A 21,420-nucleotide genomic window follows, 5' to 3' on the forward strand; every position below is an offset into this window, starting at 1 on the left:
CTCGCAGCCCAAGAATGTACACGGACGTTCATTTTGGGCGAGGATGTCCGTGGTTCCACGCAAAGGCGATGTTTTTGCGCAGCGAAAACTCGTCGTTGAAAAGTGTACACGGATGTACACTTTTCAACAGGCCTGCGGTTAATTTGTGCTCGCTCCTAGCATCTGCTCTACCCATTTTCAAAAGGCTAACGGAATGGCTATTGCCAAAAATCAACATCCCGACGCAGTGGACGGAAACATAGCCAATAGTTGGGCGACAATTCGTCCGGCTTTTCCGCGATGGGACAGTTCGTTTTTTTCTTGTGCCGTCAGTTCTGCAACCGTTTTGCCGATCTTGGGAAGATACACAATCGGATCATAACCGAAGCCGTGTTCTCCGCGCTCCGATTCGGCAATTACGCCCTCGCATGTTTCTTGTACCGTAAAAAAACGGTGAGCATCCAGCATTACCGCAATGCAGCAGACAAACCGGCAGCTGCGGTTTTCTATCCCTTTCATCTGTTGCAGCACAAGTTGATTCCGCTCCTCCGCTTTCAGCTGTACACCGTCTTTCATGCCGTAGCGGGCTGAATAGATACCGGGCTTACCGCCCAGCGCATCGATACACAGCCCCGAATCGTCGGCAATCACCGGACATTTAACACATTCGTATAGGACGCGGGCTTTTAATAATGCATTTTCTAAAAAAGTCGTTCCCGTTTCTTCGGGGTCAAAGAGGATACCCGCATCAGCAGGGAGGCTGATGTGATGGCCTTCCAAAATAGCGGCAAATTCTTCTTGCTTATGTCGGTTGCCGCTTGCTAAGTATATGTGCATGGCTTACCATAACACGCTTTTTTAAGCTCGACAAGATCGCTGTTAATCGTTGCTCGAGAAACGCCCAGTTGCCGTGCCAATGCTCGATTGCTCGGCCCCCGCGTGTATTCCCGTATCCGCTTCAGGTATCCCTGCCAACGTGCATAGCTGTATGCCTGACGATGTTTCAAACGTTTGATAACGGAACCATGCGCCTCATCAACCTTACGAAGCTGGAGCGTCGCACTCTTATACCGCACATAATAAAAATCCCGCTTTGCTACCCATTCGTTGTAAACAGCATCCCGTTTATCGGTCAGCTCCTTTGCTTCCTCAATCAGCAGTCTCACCTTTCGTACCGATATTCCTAAATGTACGGCAACTGTTTGCAGCAAATGTTCGTTGATACAAAAACAAGACTTACACAGTAGTTCGAGAAAATAACGTGTATAGATGTCTTTTCTTTTTCTTTCCCATCTGATTGTTTCCTGAATAGACTGAACTTTTTCGGGTAACACCGTATATGAAGGCGACGGACTTGCTGCATACAATTCATAGTTTTGTGATCCGTTCTGTTCGTCCCGTCTCGTTTTAACGATCCGCTGCTGATCATCTTGAGCAACGGAAGCATACGTTGCCTGTTCACGATTCCGCCTTAGAAAAAGCTTCCAACTATAGGTAAGAGACATTCGCAAGTAAGTAGGAAATATTGACCTATCGGGATTATAACCGTCTATGATAGTATCCAGCTTTGGATAGAGCCAAAGCAAAAAGTCACTGCGCATATCCTCGCTTCCACAGTAGACCCCGAATTCACCGAGATTAAAATACAAATACTGAAACAGCGTATCTACGGCTTTTTTTTGTTTATTCTGCCGTGAAAAGTCCGCCAATATCGTTTCAATGATATCCTCTTGCATACGTTTCTCCTTCGGTTTCATCTTGTCTATAGGGTTGTCATAGCAAGATATATGCCAAAAAAGGATTGCAGGATTTTTCAAAAACCGAACAGTCCATAAAAGATAATGATTGGCAAAGACGGATAATAAATTTATTAAAATAAGTCCTTCTATGATAATAACTTACAAGTTTTTTCATTAAATTATACGTATGAAAGAATATGTTTGTTCCGTTTTTCTCCTACCGTGATTATGCAGTAACATCGAAATATGGATAAAACGTAACTAATTCACCTGTCAGAATATGACATACGGAATATCAGAATTTGAGACTTCGAAAATAATCAGGGAAGTACTAATGAAAGCGAGGGCTGTATATATTTTTTTCGATAAATGCCCGTAGGGTAGGAATATGGCTAGTCTCAAGTTCTTTGACCGCATACAGTATTGTAACGTTCCCGTTTTGTAGCTCGGTCTTAATTTTTTCGATAAAAGCCGGTGCTTCAGGATTTTCCGCCAATTCATTTGCATAGAGGGCGGAAAAATGGCCGTAATCCATTTCTTTTCTATGATAGGCTTGTCGTATTGCCGATGATGGTGCAATATCTTTAGCCCAATCTCCGAGCGCTGCCTTTTCTTTTGTAAGTCCGCGCGGCCATAGCCGATCAGCTAATATCCTAAACCCGTCTTGCGGTTCAGCAGCATCGTATATCCGCTTCCAATATAGTGTTCCCATAATAATGCCTCCTAACGCATCTACGCCTTAATCTTGTGCCAGTACTCTTCCGACGTATCATGTATGGTTTGCATGCACCTTAGCGATGTATCGTAGCGTGTTATCCACGACACTATCCGCAAAAGCTCACTGTAAATACTTTTCCCAATCGCGCCAGCTCACATAAGCAGTGCCGTTGATGTTCATACTCATATCGGACAAATAAAACACTGCGTTTTTTGCCGTTTCATCATTCAGCAGCTGCAGGTATTTTTTTGTGTTGCGCGACAGCTTTGCGTCCGGGGCATTGGAACTTTTTATCTCAATCGCAAAAGTACGGTTCCAATCCGCAATCGTATCTACCTCCAAGCCCTTGCTGTCTCTAAAAAAGGTGAGGTTCGCTTTTTTACCCTAATTCAGGCGATGTTTCAGTAATTCCGAAACGGCAAAGGTCGCAACCGCGGCTCCCTTGTATCGGCTCAAGAGCAAATCTTCTTTTGTCTCCAGCCGCAAAAGATGACACATCAACTCTGAATCAACAAAATAGAGCTTCGGCGTTTTTACGATGCTTCGTCCAAGGTTATTAGTATTCGGTTCAAGAAAGTGGATAATAAACGAAGCCTCTAAAATAGAAAGCCAGCTCTTCACCGTCGGCGCAGAAATGCCGGTATCCCGCGCAATGCTATCCATAGAAAGCAGCTGACCGCTGTGCACCGCGCACACGTGCACAAACTTCTTGAACAGAGAAATATTGCCGGAATTAATCTGATCCCGTATATCCAAATCCAAGTAGGTATCGATATAGTTTTCATACCAATCCTCTCGAATTAGGACTGTCCCAAAAGTCGGTTACTTTCGGGACAGCCCCCGTTCCCTGTTATTTATACAGGGGTCCGAGTGTTGCACATGCACGATAATCCGCGCCTTCCAACTCATCGCCGAAAGCATTCCAGTACTGCGGACGGTAGATTTTTGCATTTTCAACATTGTGCATACACACCGGTATACGCAAAATAGCGGCCAGTGCGATCAGTTCTGCCCCGATATGTCCGTATGTAATTGCCCCGTGATTTGCACCCCACTTTGCCATGACGGAATAAACATCTGTAAATGCGCCCTTACCGGTCAAGCGCGGAACAAACCACGTAGTCGGCCAAGTCGGATTGGTGCGCAGATCAAGTTTTTCGTTTACGGCTTTAGGAAGCGATACGGTGGCGCCTTCGGCAATTTGCAGTACCGGACCCAAGCCGTGCACCAAGTTAAGACGCGCCATAGTAACCGGCATTCCGCCTTCCGTTAAGAAGTTGGAAGAATAACCGCCGCCTCTAAAGTATTCCAAGCTCGCATATCGCCACTGCGTGGCATCAAGACAGGCATTAGCTTCTCCGGAGGTGATTTCCCAGAACGGCTTCATAACGGACTTACCGTCTTTTTTCTGTTTCCCCGTACCGTCAAGACAGGTTGCTCCGGAATTAATCAAATGGATAAAGCCGTTTGCCGCATCGCCTTGAGGCTTCCATCCGGTAATCCGTTCAACCGCTTCGGGGCTCCAATAGGTTCTGACGTCGGAGAAAATCGCCGCACTATAGCCGAGCAGATGTTCAAACATCATACAAACGCCGTTCAGCGAATCATTTTCGGTGGCTACTAAGAATGGCTCACGGATACCGTTCCAGTCAAAACTGGAGTTCAGCATGGCTTCGAAGAAGTCGCCGTTCGGCATAAAATCAGTCCAGTGGCGCTGTCCTTGGAAGCCTGCCAACAAGGCGTTGCGTCCTTTGGCTTCCTCAGGAAATTTTGCTTCAAGTTTCTTGTTTCCGATCATCAAATCGCGGACGATGATCATGCACTTAACACAGATTTCCCATGTTTTATCTTTCCGTTCCCGTGAATGCTGCATTTTTTCGGGGTTGTCGTCCTTCCCCTCTTTGCAGTGTTCTTTTGTCCATGCAAGCGCTTTTTTGAATTCTTCTTCATCGTAGATATTCTCGTTGATGCGCCGAATAAGTTCGGACATATCGACGGTTTCATTTCTCATACCGAGATACCGCTGGAAAAAGTCCTGAGAAACGATCGAACCTGCAATCCCCATCGAGACGCTTCCGATAGACAGATATGATTTTCCCCGCATCCATGCAGCGGCAAGGGCTGCACGGGCAAAAAGCAAGATTTTTTCTTTTACATCGCAGGGAATAGCAGTGTCATCGGCATCTTGAACATCCCGTCCGTAAATGCCGAATGCGGGCAGCCCCTTCTGGGTGTGTCCTGCAAGCACGGCCGCAAGATATACCGCGCCGGGTCGTTCCGTACCGTTAAAGCCCCACACTGCCTTAATGGTCATCGGATTCATATCCATAGTTTCGGAACCGTAGCACCAGCAGGGGGTTACGGTCAGCGTGATATCCACACCTTCCCGCTGAAATTTTTCCTCGCAGGCAGCAGCCTCGCCGACACCGCCGATAGTAGAATCTGCGATAACGCACTCAACCGGCATACCATTCGGATGGCGGAGATTTCCGCTAATCAGCGCCGCAGCGCTCTTTGCCATATTCATGGTTTGGTCTTCAAGACTCTCCCGCACTCCCTGCTGCCGACCGTCAATAGCCGGTCTGATACCGATTTTCGGTAAGTGTCCTTTATACCGGTTTACCGGTTCCGTTTGCTTAAACTGTGTTGACATACGTCCTCCTTACTGTTTTCTGTTAACGACAAAACGCCCGAAATGCACTGTAATGTTCATCCCACAGGCGTGTATCTTCCGGCTCATATTCTGCAACCGGATATGAAGCGGCAATAACTTTCCGGGCTTCCTTGATATTCCGTACATCGCCGGAAGCGATTAATTGCACTACAATATTACCCAATGCCGAGGCTTCCGTAGGGCCTGCTTTTACCGGCCGTCCACAGGCATTTGCTGCAAGACGGCAGAGATGCGTATCCTTAATGCCGCCGCCGACTATATGAATAACAGGATATCGTTTACCGGTACACAGCTCTATTTCTTCAAGGGTTTTTCGATACAGGAAAGCGAGACTCTGATAAATGCACTGCATAATGCTTCCGACCGTTTCCGGCACGGGCTGACCGGTGTTCTTGCAGTATGCCCGTATCCGCCCGGGGATATCGCCGGGAACACCTAATTCGGGAGCATCCGGATCGATAAATGATACGAACGGCTTGGCTTTACGCGCCTCTGCCTCAAGCTCTGCAAACGAGTAGTTTTTACCTTCCCGCTGCCACTGCCTTTTGCTCTCTTGTATCAGCCAAAGGCCGGTACAGTTTTTTAGAAAATTTGTTTTACCGCCGAAACCTATTTCATTGGTAATATTAAACCGTGCGGAATCATCCGAAATAAGCGGAGCATCCAGCTCAGTTCCGAATAAAGACCATGTTCCGCAGCTGACAAAGATAAAATCGTCACAGTCGGCAGGAACAGCGGCAACGGCGCTCTGCGTATCATGCCCGCAAACGGCCGTAACCTTGACGGCAGTCTTTCCGAAACCTTCGCACACCGACGGTTTCAGTAAGCCGATTTCGGTACCGGAGGGGATAATAGGGGTAAGAATATGAGCAGGCAGCCCCAGTGCACCGATAATCTCCTCCGACCATGTTTGAGAGTCGGCATCAAGCATCTGTGTAGTAGAAGCGATGGAACACTCCGTCCGCTTTTCACCGGTTAAAAAATAATTGAAAAGATCCGGCATACACAGCATCGTTTCGGCGCCGTCAAGCAGGTAGGGACGCTGTTCCTTTAGTGCATAGAGCTGGAACACCGTATTAAGCGGCATTAGCTGTACGCCGGTAATACGGTAAAACCGCTCGGCGTTGATTTTTTGTAAAGCATGAGGGAAACTTGTTTCGGTTCGTCCGTCACGATAATGAACGGGCGTTTCAATAAGCGAACCGTCTTTTCGTAGCAAGCCGAAGTCTACCCCCCATGTATCAATCCCGATACTTGAGACAGGCACGTCCTGCTGCGCTTTCAGAATGCCCTGTGTAATTTCAAAAAATAAACGGTAAAAATCCCAATACAATACTCCATTTAGCATAACGGGATCATTTGAAAAACGATGACTTTCCTGCATCGTAATACGGCTGCCGTCAAAGCAGCCTAAGAAAGCGCGCCCGCTTGAAGCGCCGAAATCAAGCGCTAATACAACTTTATTACCGGATATCATAGGTTCTCTCATTCTTTTCGATAATGCTTATACCCCGGATGCCGGCCGGTTACCTTATAGTCGGCACGCATTCTGCACAAACGTTCAATGTTTTCAGGGGAAATTTCTTTTTCACCGCCGAGAATGGTTGCATTTATACTGATCTTTGCCCAGAGTTCCAACGTCTCCATACGGTAGTATGCAGTGATGAGATCACAACCGACCGCTAATGCTCCATGGTTTTCCAACAGCATTACATCGTGTTCTTGCAGATAGGGGGTAATCGCATCCGGAACTTCATGCGTGGAAGGCGTTCCGTATGGAGTTACCGGTACGGAACCGATCGTAATAACGGATTCGATCATCGTATAGCGATCCAAGGGTACATGAGCCACGGCGAAGCCTGTTGCGGCAGGCGGATGGGCGTGTACGACAGCCCCGACGTCATCACGTTCTTCGTAACAGCGAAAGTGCATTTTAATTTCGGAGGAAGGCTTATATCCTTCTGCTCCTTCAATAATAGCGCCGTCTTTTGCAACAATAAGCAGCTTTTCGGGTGTAATAAAACTCTTACTAATCCCTGTCGGGGTTACCAAAAAGGTGCCGTCGTCAAGTTTAACGGATACATTACCGTCATTGGCTGCAACCCAACCTAACTGCCACATTTTATGGCAAATATCGCACACTTGGTCTTTCAATTCACTTATGTTCATTTTATAGCCTCTTATGTTTTAAGTATAACACAGCCATTTCTCCTGTCAATTTCAATCACAAGATTGACAAAAATTCTTAGGAATTCTATTTTTTAATCAGTTTAGGGCGGATATCCTTTTTATGTCCTGCGGTGGGCTATCCCGGGCAGCAGGCATAACAGAAGCAACTCTTGCACAAGCCTCAGTCAAAAAAACAATGATTAAAAACGCTCGGCAGCGTATTTTACTGTGCGACAGCGATAAGATGAATGTAGAATTTTTTTGTAAAATTTGTGAATTTGATGAAATCGATTTGCTTTTGACCGATTCCCGTCCGCCTGAAGATATTATGCATATACTCGGAAATAAGATCGTGTATGAATAAAGGCATCTATAAAAACTTCAGGCATGAATTTTTAGAGCTTTCCATTTATGTTTCCCACAGGATAATCGCTTTTACCACAGATTCTTCTGTCGTGATTACACCGTCTTTTTGTTTTTCGTTCAAAAGCTGCATAACTGTTGCTTTTTCTTCATCGGTATATTCAACCTCTTGTGTATAAAATTCGACAGCATGAGTTACAGTCTGAATACGTTTATCAAAAAAAACGTTCGGATAATATCCCATCTGCCACAAAATATTCCAAATCCCATAGATATAATTTTTATTGTTATGCGGACGGTTAAATAATTTCTGTTGGAAGTGTTGTTCTATTTCTTCTTGAACAATGTCTTTTTGATATATAACTCGTTCCAGCATACAATACTTTTTTGAAATCATATTCATTCGTTTTATATTCTCGATGGAGCTGATTGCTGGCGTCATACACGCAAAGACAAAATCAAATTCGTCTTTAGTTGTAAATGTTTCCATCCAATTACCGTGAATTAATGTTGCCTGCGGAATATGCTGAAGTTTTTCTTGTGCATACGCAAGCATTTTTGAAGAAATATCGATACCGGTAAGATACGGTGTGTATGCCGAAAATTCCAGCAAATGCCGCCCCGTTCCGCAGCCGATATCCAAAACTTTAGAATCCGCACCAAGTAGTGTCCGTTCTTTTATCAGTCGAAATACAAATTCATTTGCAAACTGCTTTCGTTTTTTTTCCGTATGTGCATGAAAGCTTTCGCTTCTGTTATCCCACATTTGTTCGGAATTTGCGTCAGTCCGAGTTTTTTGAATATACCGTTCGAAATCATACATCGTTAGTTCCATCATTACCTTCTCCTATTTTTGCCCTGTCTCCAGTGCAGTATATTTTTGTAAAAAGACCTCAAAATTATGTTTGCGGATTTCAATGTCTTCTTTCCATTCACATAAATCATGTTTACCGCTCGACGTAATTGCATATTTCTTCCGTGCAGCTCCTTCCGGCGGCAATTCCCACTCCATCGTTACCAAGCCTTCTTTTTCCAAACTGCTGAGGCAGCGGTACACGGTTGACATATCGATGGTAAAACCGGGAAAATCCTGCAGAAGGATCGACTGTATATCCCGCGGATTGCGCGGCTGCTCTGCAAGGATAACTAAGATAAACGCCGTCAAATGCTTAAATTTCGATTTTTCATTGATATTCATTGCATACTCCCTCTCAATCCTTTTTACAAAATACTTCAGGGCAACTGCATCACAAATAGTTTAAGCAGTTGCCTTCCTTCTGTGCGAAATTTTATTAAAATTTCGCACATTTTTTCCAGCAGACGGGCAAGCGCATCAGGTTGAGTAGGCAAAATCGCAGAATAATGGAGACTGGGAGACCATTTGAGCCGTACAGCGGCGAAACTCTGGTTGAGCAGACTCCATTATTCTGCGGGGCTGTTAAAACAGCCACCTGATGCGCTTGCCCTACCAAACACCTTCCGTATGCTGCCTTCTTCTACGATGCGGCCGGCTTCCATGCGGTACACATAGTCGGCAACTTTCTTTACAAGGTCGATGTCGTGTGTAACCAGCAGCATCGAAAAGCCGAGTTCGTATTGCAGCTGCTTTAAAAGGCGCATGATGTTCACCTTAGATGAATCGTCGAGCATGGCGTTTATTTCATCTGCTAACAGCAGTATCGGCTGCATCGAGAGCGCCCGTGCAATCGCGGTTTTTTGCCGCTGCCCGCCGGATAATTCCCGTGCTTTTTTATGCAGCAGCGCAGCATCGGCAGGCAGCCCGCAGAGCTTTGCATATTTCGCTGCCGTTTCCGCAAAGGCAGCGGCGCTTTTACGGTAGCGGATGACGGATGGTTCGGCGATAATTTCCTGTACGCTCAGCGCGGTGTTCATTGAAGAAAACGCATCCTGCTCTACAATTTGCAGGGCATGTTCCCGCGCAAGCAAATTATTTTTTTCCATTGAGGTGCCGTTAAACACAATGGAACCGGCGTCTTTGTTCAAAAGCCCTGCAATGATATGCAGCACGGTCGTTTTCCCCGAACCGGATTTTCCCAGCAAGGCGACAATTTCTCCGTGCCGCACCCGCAGCGAGCAGTCTTGAACGGCTGCTGTTTTTTGTGTGCCCATACCGAACGTCTTTGAAAGATGGTGGACGCTTAAAATAGTCTGTATGCCGTTTTTTGCACAGGCACAGCCTTCACTGCACTCCGGCGGCAAATACGGCGTGTACGATAGGCACTCGCTGCTTTTTTGCGTACACCGCTCATAAAACGGGCAGCTCTGCCGTTCATCCGCTTCTTTAATGCCCCACAAATCCTTCCACGGATTAAGATAGGTACTCGATTGCAGCAGCGCATTGGTGTACGGGTGCTTTGCCTCTTCCAAGATATTCTGCGTTTTGCCTTTTTCGATAATATATCCGTGCAGCAGTACCATCAGATTATCAGTGAGGGCTTCAATCACTGCAAGATCATGGGAAACAATCAACATTGTCGTGCCGTATTCGCTCCGGATGTTTTTTAGAAGTTGCAGTATCTGCTGCTTTGATGCGGGGTCTAATGCGGTTGTCGGCTCATCAATCAACAAAAGCGGCGGGCGCAGGCAAATTGCCATTGCGATAAATACCCGCTGCCGCATACCGCCGGAAAGTTCATGCGGATACCGGTTTTTTACGCTTGCTTCCAGCCCGACGGACTGGAGCACTGCGGCAAGTTCTTGTTCCAACAGCGCGGCATCACTTGTTTTTTTGCGCAGGATTTCGGCAATTTGCTCCCCAACCGTTAGCGCAGGATTGAGCCGCTCATCCTGATTCTGAAACACCAGTCCGATTTCCGTAAAGCGGAGATGTTTCCACTCATTTTTTCCGGTATTTTGTATTTCTCTTCCATTATAAATGATTTTGCCCGTTATCTCAGCAGAGTCGGCATCGCCGCCGCGCTTTTCTTGCAGTAAGCCCATAATTACCGAAAGCAGCGTGCTCTTGCCGCCGCCTGATTCTCCGATGATGCCGCAGCGTTCACCCCGCTTGAGCGAAAAGCTGACATTCCATATTCCGGATTTGGCTCTATCAGTATTACCGGCTGCAGGAGTGCGTGTTCCTGCCTTGTCTGTATTACCGGCAGCGGTATGGTAAATTTCCGTATCGGCGGCGCTTCGGTACCGCACCGTGAGGTTTTCTACCCTGAGTATTTCGTCCGGCATCATGAGCGGGTACGCCCTCCAATGCTCAGCTCCATCCGCCTACCGATTGCCGCAACAGAGAGCACGGTACACACCATCACGGCTGTGGGAAATACGAGCCACCACTTCCAAAAATCCGTGAGGTAAATATTCGGAAAATCCATTGCACGGGTAATGGTCATCCCCCAGCTTTTTGACAGCGGATCGCCGAGTCCCAAATACGCGAGCGATGCTTCCGCCAGAATCGCTTTATTCATAATCTTAATCACACTCACCAGCATAATAGAAAAAAGCGGTTTCCAAAAATGCCACGCAAAGATATGCCAAAAATGCGCGCCGTACGCTTTTGAAAGCCGGATATACGGTTCCGTTTTCAGTTTGAGCACTTCGCTCCTGACAATTTTAGCAGGCATTATCCACGACACAAGGGAAATAGCAAAGATGATATTCGCCAACCCCGGACCCAAAAAAACTCCCAGCACTACCATCAGCAGCAGATCGGGAATACCGATACAAAAATCGATCATACTCACTATCACCGCGTCGATACTGCCGCCTGCATAGCCTGCAAGCATCCCGATGATACTGCCACCGATTGCTGCAGCTACTGCGCTCCCCACCGATAAGAGCAAACTGCTTTTTGCCCCATAACAGATCGACGCAAAAAGATCGATGCCGAGGTCATCAGTGCCGAACCAATGTTCCCGCGACGGCGGACTCAGTGCAACTCCGCTGGGTATGGTACCCGATTTCAAAAACGGAAAGTACGGTAAAACGGCAGCCAGCACAACCGCACACAAAAAAAAGCATGGCAGATACGGCGTAGTAAATTTCGGTTGTTTCACACTGCACTCCTTTCCGTCCGCCGGTACACCGCTTCACCCACTGCACTGATGCACAAGATAAACACGGTGATAACAAAAAAGATGCCTTGCAGCAAAAGGTAGTCTCGATAAAAGACGGCATCCCTAATGAGCCTGCCGATACCGGGATACTTAAAGACGTTTTCTACAATGAGCGCACCGTTAAAGAGCGTTTGTAGGCTGAGCAAAAAGCGGGTGATAATCGGGTTTGATGCATTCGGCAGACAGTGTTTTACCACGATGGTGAACGCTCCCAAAGATTTTGCCTGCGCGGTTTCGACATACTTTTTTTGCAGCTGCCGCAGCATCGCGCTCCGGGTTACAAAATAAAAATCCGGTGTTTTAAGCAAGGATAAGGTCAGCGCAGGCAACACCGCGTGTTTTATGATGTCGGTGATAACAGGCAGGGTAAACTCCAGCGGTAAAAACGGCGTGATGCCGCCCGATGTCGGTAATACTCTCCAGCGGATAACAAACAGCATCAGAATAGCGTTTGCCGTTAAGAAGGACGGAATCTCCGACACTACCGTCATGGTATGATACAAAAAACCGTCAAGCCGCTTTCCGGCAAACCACGCACTCAGACTTCCCAAACAGAGTCCCAGCAATAGACTGAACAATAGGGACGCGCACACAATCCCCGCCGTCCATACCAGCCGCTTAAAAATAAGGTTGACCACCGAATCTTTAAAGTAAATGCTGTAGCCTAAATTAGCAGTAGCAATACCCGCAACGTACTGCACATATTGCTGCCACAGCGGCTTGTCGAGTCCGTAATACGCTTTGTACTTATTGATTTCTTCCTCGCTGTAGCTTGCAACTTCCGTTCCGTCTGATGAGATGAACACAAACGGATCTGCGCGCATCAAGCGGGGAAGAAAAAAATGAGCGGTAATCAAAGCAAAAAATAAAACGAAATATTTCATTGGGGAGGAAGCCTCACGTGCGTGCTGCGCTGCCGCGTTGTACTGCAGCAGCTTTAAATATCGCTTTTTACTCGCTCTATTTTACCGGATAATGTACGATAACTTAGGATGCTCCAATTTTGCGTGATCGTACCGCACCGTCCACCGGTCGTATTTTGCGGGGCGATACACCGCATTATCGATTTTGCCGTAGAGCAGCAGCATCGGAATTTCATCCGCAAGAATTTCCTGCACATCATAGATCAGCTGCTTCCGCGTTTCCGCATTCCGCTCTATCGACTGCCGGTACAATAGGTCATCTAGCCGCGCATTGGCATATCCGGCAAGGTGAGGCTTTTTCATTTTAGACGAATAAATTTCGCGCAGCATATCAGCATCGCCGCCCATACCGCCCGATTCCACAATCGCAGTCTGATAGGTTTTATCCCGGATCATACCGTCCCGCGCTTTGGAGTCGACACTGACAACATCCAACGTAATTCCGATATCCGCCAATCTGATTTTAATCAGCTCCGCCATCTTTACCTCTTTCGGCGAGCTGCCCACGGTCAACTGCGCGTTGATTGTTCTGCCCTTCATCAGCTCCTTTGCTTTTTCAACATTGAACTCGTACTTGGGAAGATTGGGATTGTACATCGGGTGCGCAGGGTGCAGATACCCTTGACTGCCTTCCAGCCCCGAACCACGTTCAAGCTTTTCGATTAATTCTTTGCGGTCTATTGCATACGCGATTGCCTGCCGGACTTCCTTTTCGCGGAAAGCAGGAACGGTATCAAAATTGAAATAGAAACGGAAATCGTGCAAACCGAAATTTTTAACGACCTTAAACTCGCTGTTGTTTTCGTAATTTTTGACGAGATCGGCGGGCAAGTTGGTAATATCAATTTCGCCGTTATTAAATGCCAAAATAGCATCGCTGACGGGAATCCATTCTATTGCGGAAACGGCGGGCTTTAATCCCCAAAATTCGTCAAAGCGTACCATTTTATATGCGCCCTGTTCGCTCTGGTAAGAAGCCAGTTTATACGGCCCGGAACCGACGATATCACCTTCGCCGGAAAATTTTGCAGGGTCGTCAATATGTTCCCAGACGTGTTTGGGGATGATGCGCATACTGCCGATTTTTTCCAGCGCGGTCGGCGTATATTCCGGAATGTGAATGCTCACCGTATTGCCGTTGACGGTAACGGAATCCATCAGATATTTTCCATGCAGCATCAGACCTCCGCGCATCGGCGGATGTGCTTCAAAATACTTAACCGTAAACGCAACATCGTCCGCCGTCAGCGGCTTGCCGTCATGCCACGTTGCATTGTCTACAATGGTGAACGTATAGGTTTGCCCGTCATCGTTCACCGACCATTCCTTTGCAAGCCATGGGATCAGCCCTTTTTCGTCCTTTTCCAAAAGCGAATCGTAAATCAATTCCATTTTGAAAAAGCCCGGCCCGCGGTTTTGGTGCCGAAACGGGTTCGGATAGCCGAAGTCCCCGCCTGCTTCCCGCAGCACAATATCCGCAGCCTTTTTTGCCTCCGGATTCTGCATACCCTGCATATCCGCATTTTTTTCCTTGCTGCACGAAACCGCCAGCACTACACACAGCGCACCTATTCCTAATGCGCGTATTGTTTTGTTTAACATAACGCCTCCACTCTATATTAAGTTAATAATAACTAACTTCGGGGCGCATAATAGTGCATTATGCACTATGGTGTCAAGTGGAAGGGGAAAAAACAGGCATTGATATTACTCTACATAAATAAGGCGATCTTCGATATCAACAATGGCAGAATTCTGCGGAGGTAGGAGCGCAGCTCATTGATGTAATTTACTTTTCAAACACCTCGGTTTTCCAATTCTTAATTGTCCGCGTTGCTTCCTCAAATCCTGTTAAACAATGTACGTCCTTGTACATTGTTTAACGTCGAGTTTTTGTAAAGCAAAAACATCGCTGCTGCGTGGAACCGCCGCCATCCGTGGCGGCACTGCTATAGCAGTGGACTTCCGTCTGCACAAACTGCCCCATCAGTTTAAAGATGAGGTACACTGCTGTCTGGTAGTTTTGCTCCCGCAATTTCAGCTCTTTGCTGTTAAAGTTGTCATAAGAAATACCGGCGATAAGCGACTGCATCCGTTCCATAAAGCCGTTTACATTCCCCTTGCGGATATCCTGTACAAAACGTCCTACCCATACGCCTGTTTGACCAAAGGGGACATCAGAGTATGCTGGCAGCAGATTTTCCAAAAAGCCGTATCGTACTTCATCATTCGGAAAGCCAAGCCGGTAGAGCCTAACATCGCGTATGTACTCTTTTATGGTCAAATAACCGGCCTGAAAGAGAATAGGCAGTGCATCTTGTGCTACCGCCCGATAGGTCTGTAATCCCGATTCATCGAGCTCAACATTTCCATCCAAGTCAGGGATAAAATAGTGTGCTTCTTTGAGAAAATTCACTAAAAATGTCGGCGTTCCCGTGCTAAACCAAATGTTTTATACGCGAAGCCCTTTCCTTGTAGTAAGGCTTCGCTCTCATTCCACAAGGGCTTGCCCCCTTTCGGGACAAGCCCCCATCAGCCCGTGCAGCAACTCAGCTGCACGAATTTCTCTCATATTTCTTCTACGGTTGTTCAATAATCTTGTCTGCATTAACCCCGTAGTCAAGCAGCTTCTGCTTTACATTGCCGCCGGATTTAACCTTAAACCGTGCTTCGTCATGAATATTGTCAAATGCATAACTTCCTATCCCCGTTATATTCATCGCTTCGATAGTGATGTCTTTGAGCCCCGTGCAGCCGGAAAAAGAATAGCTTCCGATTTGGGTAACACCCGCAGGAAGGGTTATGCTTGTCAGCCCCGTGCAGCCGGAAAAAGAATAGCTTCCGATTTGGGTAACACCTGCGGGAAGGGTTATGCTCGTTAGCCCCGTGCAGCCTTCAAAAGAAGAGCTTCCGATTTGGGTAACACCTGCAGGAATGGTTATGCTCGTCAGCCCCGTGCAGCCTCCAAAAGCAGAGCTTTCGATTTTGGTAACACCCGCAGGAATGGTTATGCTCGTCAGCCCCGTGCAGCCTCCAAAAGCAGAGTTTCCGATTTTGGTAAGCCCCGCAGGAAGGGTTATGCTTGTCAGCCCCGTGCAGCCGCTAAAAGCAGAGAATTCGATTTCGGTAAGACCTGAAGGAATGGTTACCTCGGTAACTTTTACGCAGTCTTTAAAGGCGTTATTTGCAATGCTTTTTACATAGTCGGGAACTGCGATTACCCCTTCGGCAGTTTTTTTACACGATTCGACATAATGCTCTCCTCTCCAATCTTTTCTAATGGTAAGAATATCGTCAGGTTCAAAGGTTACCGAAACAGTCTTGTCTGCTTGCACCGTGTGGACTTTAACATAGCCGTGTTCGGGGTCGGTATTTACGTTTTCCCACTTTAAGAGCCGGTAGTCTATTTCGGGAATGGCGGTAAAAACGATATGCTGCCCTTCCGCAGCTTTGTCACCGCTGTTAAATTGAACACCGTCAAGGGTGGCTTTAAGAGCTCCATTGGCAGGTTGGTTAAATGTTATGGTGTACTCGGGCACATTGATAAATTCAACCGACACGTGTACCGCTTTTGTAACGGTGAGTGTGTGGATGGTTTTAGTATCTGCATTTTCCAATCCCGTCCATTTTCTTACACGGTAGGTAGGAGCAGGTTCTGCCGTAAAGACGATAATTTTGCCTTCTCGTACTTCACCGCCGGTAAACGGAGCGCCGTCAAGGCTTGCTGTTAATGTGCCGTTCTGCGGGGTATCAAAGGTAACGTTAAATTTTGGAACCGGAATAACCTCAACTCCATACTCAAACTCCACCGAAACCGTTGCATTTTCTTTTACCGTGAGTACTGCCGTTTTATCCGTGCTTGCAGGATTATCCGTGCTTGCAGGATTATCCGTTCCCGTCCAGCTCTTTACTCGGTACCCGTCGGCAGGGGTGGCGGTAAAGACGACTGTTTTCCCTTTTTGCACGGTGCCGCCGGTAAAGTCTTTTCCGTCAATACTTGCCGTAAGCTTTCCGTGTTCGGGTTGCGCAAAGGTAACCGTATGCATAATTGCCGTGCATTCTGCGGTTACCGAAACGCCTGCCTTTACGGTCAGTGTTATGGTAACTTTGCCTTCGGATTTATCTATCCCCGTCCAGCGTGAAACCTGCATTCCGCTTTGCGGATGAGCAGTAAAGGTTACCTCCTTTCCGACTCCAATCAAGTCCCCGTTTTTAATTTCTTTTCCGTCTACACTGGCGGTAACGGTTCCTCCGACGGCACTAAAGCTGACCGGGTATGCGGTAACCGTAACGGACGGCTGCTTACAGCCCATAACCATGCTTACAGCCAGCATCATCGCCGTTACTGCAAACGCAAAGAATGTACTTCTTTTATTCGTAGTCTTCATATAGTTCTCCTATTTAAGTTTGTAGTTGTTCGTTCATGTTGAATGGCGGAATGATCGATAATTATCCCTATCAAGCCGGATACTCTGCCGTCCCCATCGGTACAAAGCAGCATTGTAAAAGCGCATGCAATAGCTGATATTCAGTGTTTCAATTAACCGCGAAGTACGCAGAGAGCGCAAAGAATAAGGTATAGAAAGCAAAGTATAAAAATCCTTGGGATATTTTTGCGTTCTTAGCGGTCTCTGCGGTTTATTTATACCCTGTAATGCGAAAAGAGAGTGCTGTGTAACCTGAAAAAACCGTCTCAAGCCATGCCGCTCCGCATCTACTGGTGAGAAAAAATAATGATATTTGTGAAAAAATGCGAAAAAATTATCTAAAGAGTATTCGCCGTGAAGCCGTGAAGCCGTGAAGCCGTGAAGATTTTGCCGGCCATTACAGGTCTGTCAAGCCCTGTGTACGAATTTCTTGCTGGGGTTTGTGCTTTGGTGAGAGACTTTTTATACTGCGACAATCCTGTTCTGCGGCTGAACATAGATATTATTATAGAAGCAAAAACGGGGAAACGCAAGCGGAAAAATGAGGAGAAAACGCACAACCGGAGGCAAGCTGCCGTAGAGCATATAACAGACCTCTTCTGAAACTTTCATTTCCGAACAGGTTTAACGTAAAAGCGCAGGGATGGCAAAAGCAACCGACTTTTGGGATAACCCCGATGTCCGATCATTACAATTCCGACAGAAGTTCTGTAGAAAAATGATTTATCGTATCCGCTAACGTGGATTGTGAATCAGTTTTTAGCTACACCCATCAGTGTATCAATAGCAGCTTGTATATGCTCCGGTACCGGCACGGTAAAAAGGCGAACTTTGCCGCCGATGGGAAAGCGGAGACGGTATGCGCAGAGCTGGAGCTTTTTAATACGAGCGGTTTTCCAAAGCTGTTTATTTAATGCAAAGTTTCCGTGCTTGTCGTCGCCGATAATCGGGCAGCCGATACCTGCAAGGTGAATACGAATTTGGTGCATTCTGCCGGTATGCAACCGGACGGAAAACAAACTGCATGCGTCCGTACCTGCAAGCAGTTTATACGCGCTTGAGGCAGGCTTTGCCGTGCCGTTTTCCATAATCGGCGTATCGATAATGCCTTCTTTCGGAATGGGTTTCAATGTTTTCTTATTTACAGAATGTTCAAAACTGCCGAAGCATAATGCAAGATATTCCTTTTCGACCGCCCTCGACTCAAACAAGGTGCGGCATGAACGGGCGGCGGCGGCGCTTTTTGCCGTTACCAATAAGCCGGAAGTCTCTTTATCCAGCCGGTGTACCGGAAATATTTCTGTCCTGAGCTGCTTGCTTAAAATCTCGGTAAGGCACACGGCAATGTGCGCCCCGCCCTGTACCGGAATACCGTAAGGCTTATTAACGATACAAATCGCTTCGTCCTCGTATACAATCGGAATGGATTTCTTTACAATATTTTGTTGACTATTGTGCATAGTGGGGAGTATATGATGAATCGAAAAAAAATTCAGCACTTGTTATGTGTAATCCTTTTATCGTTTTGTATCGGCTATCCGCTTCGGGCGGAACTGATCAGCAATCCTTCATTAGGCTATACATTGGATTTACCGGAGGGATTCAGGCAGGTGAATTCCCGGGATAATTCCCGCTACCTTTATCAAAACACAATTATCCCCGTCGGATTACAGGTTGCCCTCTACCCATATCAACAGTTCGGTACGGTAACCGCTGCGGCGGAACATATTTTTTCTCAACTGAAAGCGCAGAAAAAGGCGATACAATTTTTGATGCAGGGCAACCCCGCACTCGTTGCAAACCTTCAATTTACACAGCAAAACCAAAAACAGGCAGGGTGGCTTTTGGTGCAGCCGCTCGCCGAACAAAAGGGATGGCTGGTTGTCTTAACAACAACGCAGGCGGCAAAAGCGCAGGAATATGAGCCAATGATGATTTCCTGCTTGGATGCGGTATTCATCAGCCGTCAGTCCTTTTTTGAACCCGGTCCGATGATTCAAGCGGTATATCCCAAAGAAGGGACGGTAAAAAAAGAAGTACTCTTTAACGGAAAAAAACTTTCCGTGCATTTTGACCGCTCCGATTCCGAAGCAAACCAAGCAGTAATAGACCGCGAGTTTGCCCTGCTGACCCGCTACCTTAATTCCCCACTGCAGCAAAAAGCATGGCAGCGCTATTACCGGATGATTTACCGCGACAGTATTGCCCGCTGCCGCCATCTTTCGCTGATGCTGGAAAAAGAATTAATCGAAGTGGACAAAGAAGGAAAAATACCTGCTGCGGAAACCATCGCCGCAGCCCTGCTGGAGTGGCTGCAGAATTTTACCTACACAAGGGATGAAAGCGGAGCAGACTTTCTCAATATCCCGACCGTGTGCAGCGACCGGAGCGGCGATTGCGACAGCCGAGCGCTGCTGATGTCCGTACTATTGCAGCACTTCAATATCGATTCCATCTTGATGATTGCACCCGGACAAAAACACGCGGTTGCAGCCGTAGACTGTACCGGCGACGGAGCACGCTTTACGCACAACGGCAAGCGCTATCTTATTGCAGAAACGACGGCAAAGGTTGCGCTCGGGCAAATCGCACAAGACCTTGCCGACCCCAGCCTCTGGTTCGCCGTCGATTGGTACGTTCCCCCTGAACGGGACGAGTACGGCTTCGGTAAGAAAGAATAACTCTCCCCGCAGAGGAGCTATGCGGGAAAGAAAAACATTCCTGAAAATTTACTCAAGCATGTTCTTCTGCCGCATAATTTCAAAAACGCTCGACTTTCCAAGGAAGTGTGCAGTACCGGCAAAAACAAATGTATTGCCGCCTTCGCGCAGGTATTCATCGAATTTCTGCGCCCATATCCGGTTCCGGTCGGTCAACAGTGTATCAATATAAGCTTGCGCCTTTTTTTCAGAGAAAGAAGACGGTACATTCAAAAGTAATTCGACCAGCAACGCTGAAAGCTCTTTCCGATTATTACTCAGATAAAAATCCCGAATCCTATGCATTTCTTCAATACTCTTATCAATATCTCGCAATGCTTGTATGGAATCCTTTAATAGAGCAAGTTGCTCTTCAAAAGTACCGTACGATAACACTGCAAGCTGCTGCTCTGCCGTATCGAGCGCTGCAATTTTTTTATTTTCAGCCCGCTGCATCAAATACATATCGATACCGTCTCCGGCATTCAACCCTGCTTTATTCATTAAAAGCTGCGCTAAGACCGTGTTCAAAATCCACGGATTAAATAAGGCAAGTTGATGCACCGTATCATCACCAATCGTTTCATAGAGGAAAGCAATATCTTCCTCTGATAAGACTTTGAGCAAACTCTTTTTGGGGTCGGCATTTATATTCTTCATGATAACGGTTTGCAACATTCCGGTGAATGCCTCCAGTTCTGCCTTGCCGCCGATTTCACTTACTAAGCGGTCAGCTTTATCGAATGCACGGAGCACGTTCTTTTCAAGCGGATAAAAACCTTTATCGGCAACATGAACGGTTCCTAGCACATAGACGGAGCCATTATTACCCTTTATCTCCCAAAAAAAACGTTCTGGGTGCTCTATCAGCACCGGTTTCGATAATTCAGAACGACGTTCAGCCTGTCCCGTAGTCGTACAAGCAGTAAGCGCGATAGTCAACATAAGGAGCAGCGCAATCTTTTTCAAATATTTAAGGGTTATCATACAGTCCTCCTATTTATCCCTAAAATAACGTTTTTTTGTATTTCCTACTAGAGGACTCATATCCGATTCTGCAGAGAAAAAAAGTTGTTGATTCGAGTGCCTTATTTCGAGTGTCCCATAATATCGGCAAAAAGAGCATTGACATTTATCATTTTACCGGTAAAATAAAAGTAAATGGGGAAAAGTGGAGGAAAGTAGGTAAAAGTGGAAAAAAGTGTGTTTTCAGGAGAGTATAATAATACACTCGATGAGAAGGGGCGTATTATGTTTCCTGCAAAATTACGCTGTTTACTGCCGGACTCACAAGTAGTGATTACCCGGGGGATCGACCGCTGTCTATGGATATTTCCCCCTGAAGAATGGGCATTGCTATCCGAAAAAGTTATGCAATCCGCTTCGTTATTTCAGGCAAACTCCCGTCTTGTACTGCGCAGACTTATCGCTCCTGCGCAGGAAATAGACATCGATAAGGCGGGACGTGTTTCAATACCCCAAAGTTTACGTGAATACGCGCAGCTCGAAAAAGACTGCGTGCTATTGGGCATCAACCGTTATCTCGAATTATGGGATGCGGATGAATATCGGGCTTATCTGGAGGGAAGCGAGGCGGATTTCCATCAAGCGAGCGAAGACTTGGGGCTTATTCGTTTTTAA

Annotated in this window: 20 protein-coding genes and 1 pseudogene; 3 read left to right on the forward strand and 18 right to left on the reverse strand. The window is 46.8% G+C overall.

Annotated elements, in window-relative coordinates; all coding sequences use genetic code 11:
* Positions 1-210: 210 nt before the first annotated feature.
* The 8 genes from rdgB to HGH47_RS06220 form a co-directional block, all read right to left on the reverse strand.
* Positions 211-816 (reverse strand): RdgB/HAM1 family non-canonical purine NTP pyrophosphatase, encoded by a 606-nt coding sequence (gene rdgB / locus HGH47_RS06185; RefSeq protein WP_212566331.1) that lies wholly within the window; start codon positions 814-816, stop codon positions 211-213.
* Positions 801-1,715: a hypothetical protein gene (locus tag HGH47_RS06190; protein ID WP_212566330.1), complete on the reverse strand. Its 915-nt coding sequence runs from the start codon at positions 1,713-1,715 to the stop codon at positions 801-803. Before HGH47_RS06190 ends, rdgB begins: the two co-directional genes overlap by 16 nt.
* A gap of 334 nt (positions 1,716-2,049) precedes the next feature.
* Positions 2,050-2,430 (reverse strand): DUF488 domain-containing protein, encoded by a 381-nt coding sequence (locus HGH47_RS06195; RefSeq protein ID WP_212566329.1) that lies wholly within the window; start codon positions 2,428-2,430, stop codon positions 2,050-2,052.
* A 126-nt stretch (positions 2,431-2,556) separates the two neighbouring features.
* Positions 2,557-2,778 carry a hypothetical protein gene (locus tag HGH47_RS06200; protein WP_230974619.1) on the reverse strand — a complete coding sequence of 74 codons (222 nt, stop codon included), beginning with the start codon at positions 2,776-2,778 and terminating at the stop codon, positions 2,557-2,559.
* A gap of 42 nt (positions 2,779-2,820) precedes the next feature.
* On the reverse strand, positions 2,821-3,198 hold the full coding sequence (locus tag HGH47_RS06205) for a DUF4143 domain-containing protein (RefSeq protein WP_230974618.1): 378 nt from the start codon (positions 3,196-3,198) through the stop codon (positions 2,821-2,823).
* Positions 3,199-3,286: 88 nt separating this feature from the next.
* Positions 3,287-5,089: an L-fucose isomerase gene (locus HGH47_RS06210; protein WP_212566328.1), complete on the reverse strand. Its 1,803-nt coding sequence runs from the start codon at positions 5,087-5,089 to the stop codon at positions 3,287-3,289.
* Between the two features lie 22 nt (positions 5,090-5,111).
* Positions 5,112-6,587: a rhamnulokinase gene (locus HGH47_RS06215; protein ID WP_212566327.1), complete on the reverse strand. Its 1,476-nt coding sequence runs from the start codon at positions 6,585-6,587 to the stop codon at positions 5,112-5,114.
* An 8-nt stretch (positions 6,588-6,595) separates the two neighbouring features.
* On the reverse strand, positions 6,596-7,279 hold the full coding sequence (locus HGH47_RS06220; protein ID WP_212566326.1) for a class II aldolase/adducin family protein: 684 nt from the start codon (positions 7,277-7,279) through the stop codon (positions 6,596-6,598).
* Positions 7,280-7,361: 82 nt separating this feature from the next.
* Here HGH47_RS06220 and HGH47_RS06225 point away from each other — a divergent pair, with 82 nt between their 5' ends.
* The gene (locus HGH47_RS06225) at positions 7,362-7,643 is read left to right on the forward strand and encodes a hypothetical protein (RefSeq protein WP_414162766.1); all 282 of its coding nucleotides are present in this window, start codon (positions 7,362-7,364) and stop codon (positions 7,641-7,643) included.
* Positions 7,644-7,688: 45 nt separating this feature from the next.
* On the opposite strand, the gene HGH47_RS06230 is transcribed toward HGH47_RS06225, so the two are convergent.
* The 9 genes and pseudogenes from HGH47_RS06230 to HGH47_RS06270 all read right to left on the reverse strand — a co-directional run bounded on the left by HGH47_RS06230 (position 7,689) and on the right by HGH47_RS06270 (position 18,579).
* The gene (locus tag HGH47_RS06230; protein ID WP_230974617.1) at positions 7,689-8,480 is read right to left on the reverse strand and encodes a class I SAM-dependent DNA methyltransferase; all 792 of its coding nucleotides are present in this window, start codon (positions 8,478-8,480) and stop codon (positions 7,689-7,691) included.
* Between the two features lie 9 nt (positions 8,481-8,489).
* Positions 8,490-8,840, reverse strand: coding sequence for a PadR family transcriptional regulator (locus HGH47_RS06235; RefSeq protein WP_212566324.1), 351 nt, complete (start codon positions 8,838-8,840; stop codon positions 8,490-8,492).
* Positions 8,841-9,064: 224 nt separating this feature from the next.
* Entirely contained in the window at positions 9,065-10,849 is a 1,785-nt protein-coding gene (locus tag HGH47_RS06240; RefSeq protein ID WP_212566323.1) for an ABC transporter ATP-binding protein, read from the reverse strand.
* A complete protein-coding gene (locus tag HGH47_RS06245) occupies positions 10,846-11,670 on the reverse strand; it encodes an ABC transporter permease (RefSeq protein WP_253676431.1) in 825 nt (274 codons plus the stop codon). Before HGH47_RS06245 ends, HGH47_RS06240 begins: the two co-directional genes overlap by 4 nt.
* Positions 11,667-12,614 (reverse strand): ABC transporter permease, encoded by a 948-nt coding sequence (locus tag HGH47_RS06250; protein WP_212566322.1) that lies wholly within the window; start codon positions 12,612-12,614, stop codon positions 11,667-11,669. The genes HGH47_RS06245 and HGH47_RS06250 overlap by 4 nt, the downstream gene beginning before the upstream one ends.
* A gap of 81 nt (positions 12,615-12,695) precedes the next feature.
* Complete coding sequence (locus tag HGH47_RS06255) at positions 12,696-14,255, reverse strand: ABC transporter substrate-binding protein (RefSeq protein WP_212566321.1); 1,560 nt, start codon at positions 14,253-14,255, stop codon at positions 12,696-12,698.
* 352 nt (positions 14,256-14,607) lie between these two features.
* A pseudogene (locus tag HGH47_RS06260) lies at positions 14,608-15,099 on the reverse strand (AAA family ATPase); the annotation flags it as partial.
* Positions 15,100-15,232: 133 nt separating this feature from the next.
* Positions 15,233-17,041 carry a leucine-rich repeat protein gene (locus HGH47_RS06265; protein WP_230974615.1) on the reverse strand — a complete coding sequence of 603 codons (1,809 nt, stop codon included), beginning with the start codon at positions 17,039-17,041 and terminating at the stop codon, positions 15,233-15,235.
* A gap of 791 nt (positions 17,042-17,832) precedes the next feature.
* Complete coding sequence (locus HGH47_RS06270; protein ID WP_230974614.1) at positions 17,833-18,579, reverse strand: RluA family pseudouridine synthase; 747 nt, start codon at positions 18,577-18,579, stop codon at positions 17,833-17,835.
* On the opposite strand from HGH47_RS06270, the gene HGH47_RS06275 reads away from it, so the two are divergent.
* Positions 18,556-19,761, forward strand: coding sequence for a hypothetical protein (locus HGH47_RS06275; protein WP_212566320.1), 1,206 nt, complete (start codon positions 18,556-18,558; stop codon positions 19,759-19,761). The genes HGH47_RS06270 and HGH47_RS06275 overlap by 24 nt on opposite strands.
* Positions 19,762-19,809: 48 nt before the next feature.
* On the opposite strand, the gene HGH47_RS06280 is transcribed toward HGH47_RS06275, so the two are convergent.
* Complete coding sequence (locus HGH47_RS06280; protein WP_212566319.1) at positions 19,810-20,766, reverse strand: TraB/GumN family protein; 957 nt, start codon at positions 20,764-20,766, stop codon at positions 19,810-19,812.
* A 204-nt stretch (positions 20,767-20,970) separates the two neighbouring features.
* On the opposite strand from HGH47_RS06280, the gene mraZ reads away from it, so the two are divergent.
* Positions 20,971-21,420, forward strand: a complete 450-nt coding sequence (gene mraZ / locus HGH47_RS06285; protein ID WP_212566318.1) for a division/cell wall cluster transcriptional repressor MraZ — start codon at positions 20,971-20,973, stop codon at positions 21,418-21,420.

The organism is Treponema sp. OMZ 805, from assembly GCF_050937395.1.
Classification (GTDB): Bacteria; Spirochaetota; Spirochaetia; order Treponematales; family Treponemataceae; genus Treponema.

Coding starts and splice junctions, on each gene's coding strand:
- rdgB (WP_212566331.1), bottom strand. CDS start 816: ATGCACATATACTTAGCAAGCGGCAACCGACATAAGCAAGAAGAATTT.
- HGH47_RS06190 (WP_212566330.1), bottom strand. CDS start 1,715: ATGCAAGAGGATATCATTGAAACGATATTGGCGGACTTTTCACGGCAG.
- HGH47_RS06195 (WP_212566329.1), bottom strand. CDS start 2,430: ATGGGAACACTATATTGGAAGCGGATATACGATGCTGCTGAACCGCAA.
- HGH47_RS06210 (WP_212566328.1), bottom strand. CDS start 5,089: ATGTCAACACAGTTTAAGCAAACGGAACCGGTAAACCGGTATAAAGGA.
- HGH47_RS06215 (WP_212566327.1), bottom strand. CDS start 6,587: ATGATATCCGGTAATAAAGTTGTATTAGCGCTTGATTTCGGCGCTTCA.
- HGH47_RS06220 (WP_212566326.1), bottom strand. CDS start 7,279: ATGAACATAAGTGAATTGAAAGACCAAGTGTGCGATATTTGCCATAAA.
- HGH47_RS06230 (WP_230974617.1), bottom strand. CDS start 8,480: ATGATGGAACTAACGATGTATGATTTCGAACGGTATATTCAAAAAACT.
- HGH47_RS06235 (WP_212566324.1), bottom strand. CDS start 8,840: ATGAATATCAATGAAAAATCGAAATTTAAGCATTTGACGGCGTTTATC.
- HGH47_RS06240 (WP_212566323.1), bottom strand. CDS start 10,849: ATGATGCCGGACGAAATACTCAGGGTAGAAAACCTCACGGTGCGGTAC.
- HGH47_RS06250 (WP_212566322.1), bottom strand. CDS start 12,614: ATGAAATATTTCGTTTTATTTTTTGCTTTGATTACCGCTCATTTTTTT.
- HGH47_RS06255 (WP_212566321.1), bottom strand. CDS start 14,255: ATGTTAAACAAAACAATACGCGCATTAGGAATAGGTGCGCTGTGTGTA.
- HGH47_RS06265 (WP_230974615.1), bottom strand. CDS start 17,041: ATGAAGACTACGAATAAAAGAAGTACATTCTTTGCGTTTGCAGTAACG.
- HGH47_RS06275 (WP_212566320.1), top strand. CDS start 18,556: ATGAATCGAAAAAAAATTCAGCACTTGTTATGTGTAATCCTTTTATCG.
- HGH47_RS06280 (WP_212566319.1), bottom strand. CDS start 20,766: ATGATAACCCTTAAATATTTGAAAAAGATTGCGCTGCTCCTTATGTTG.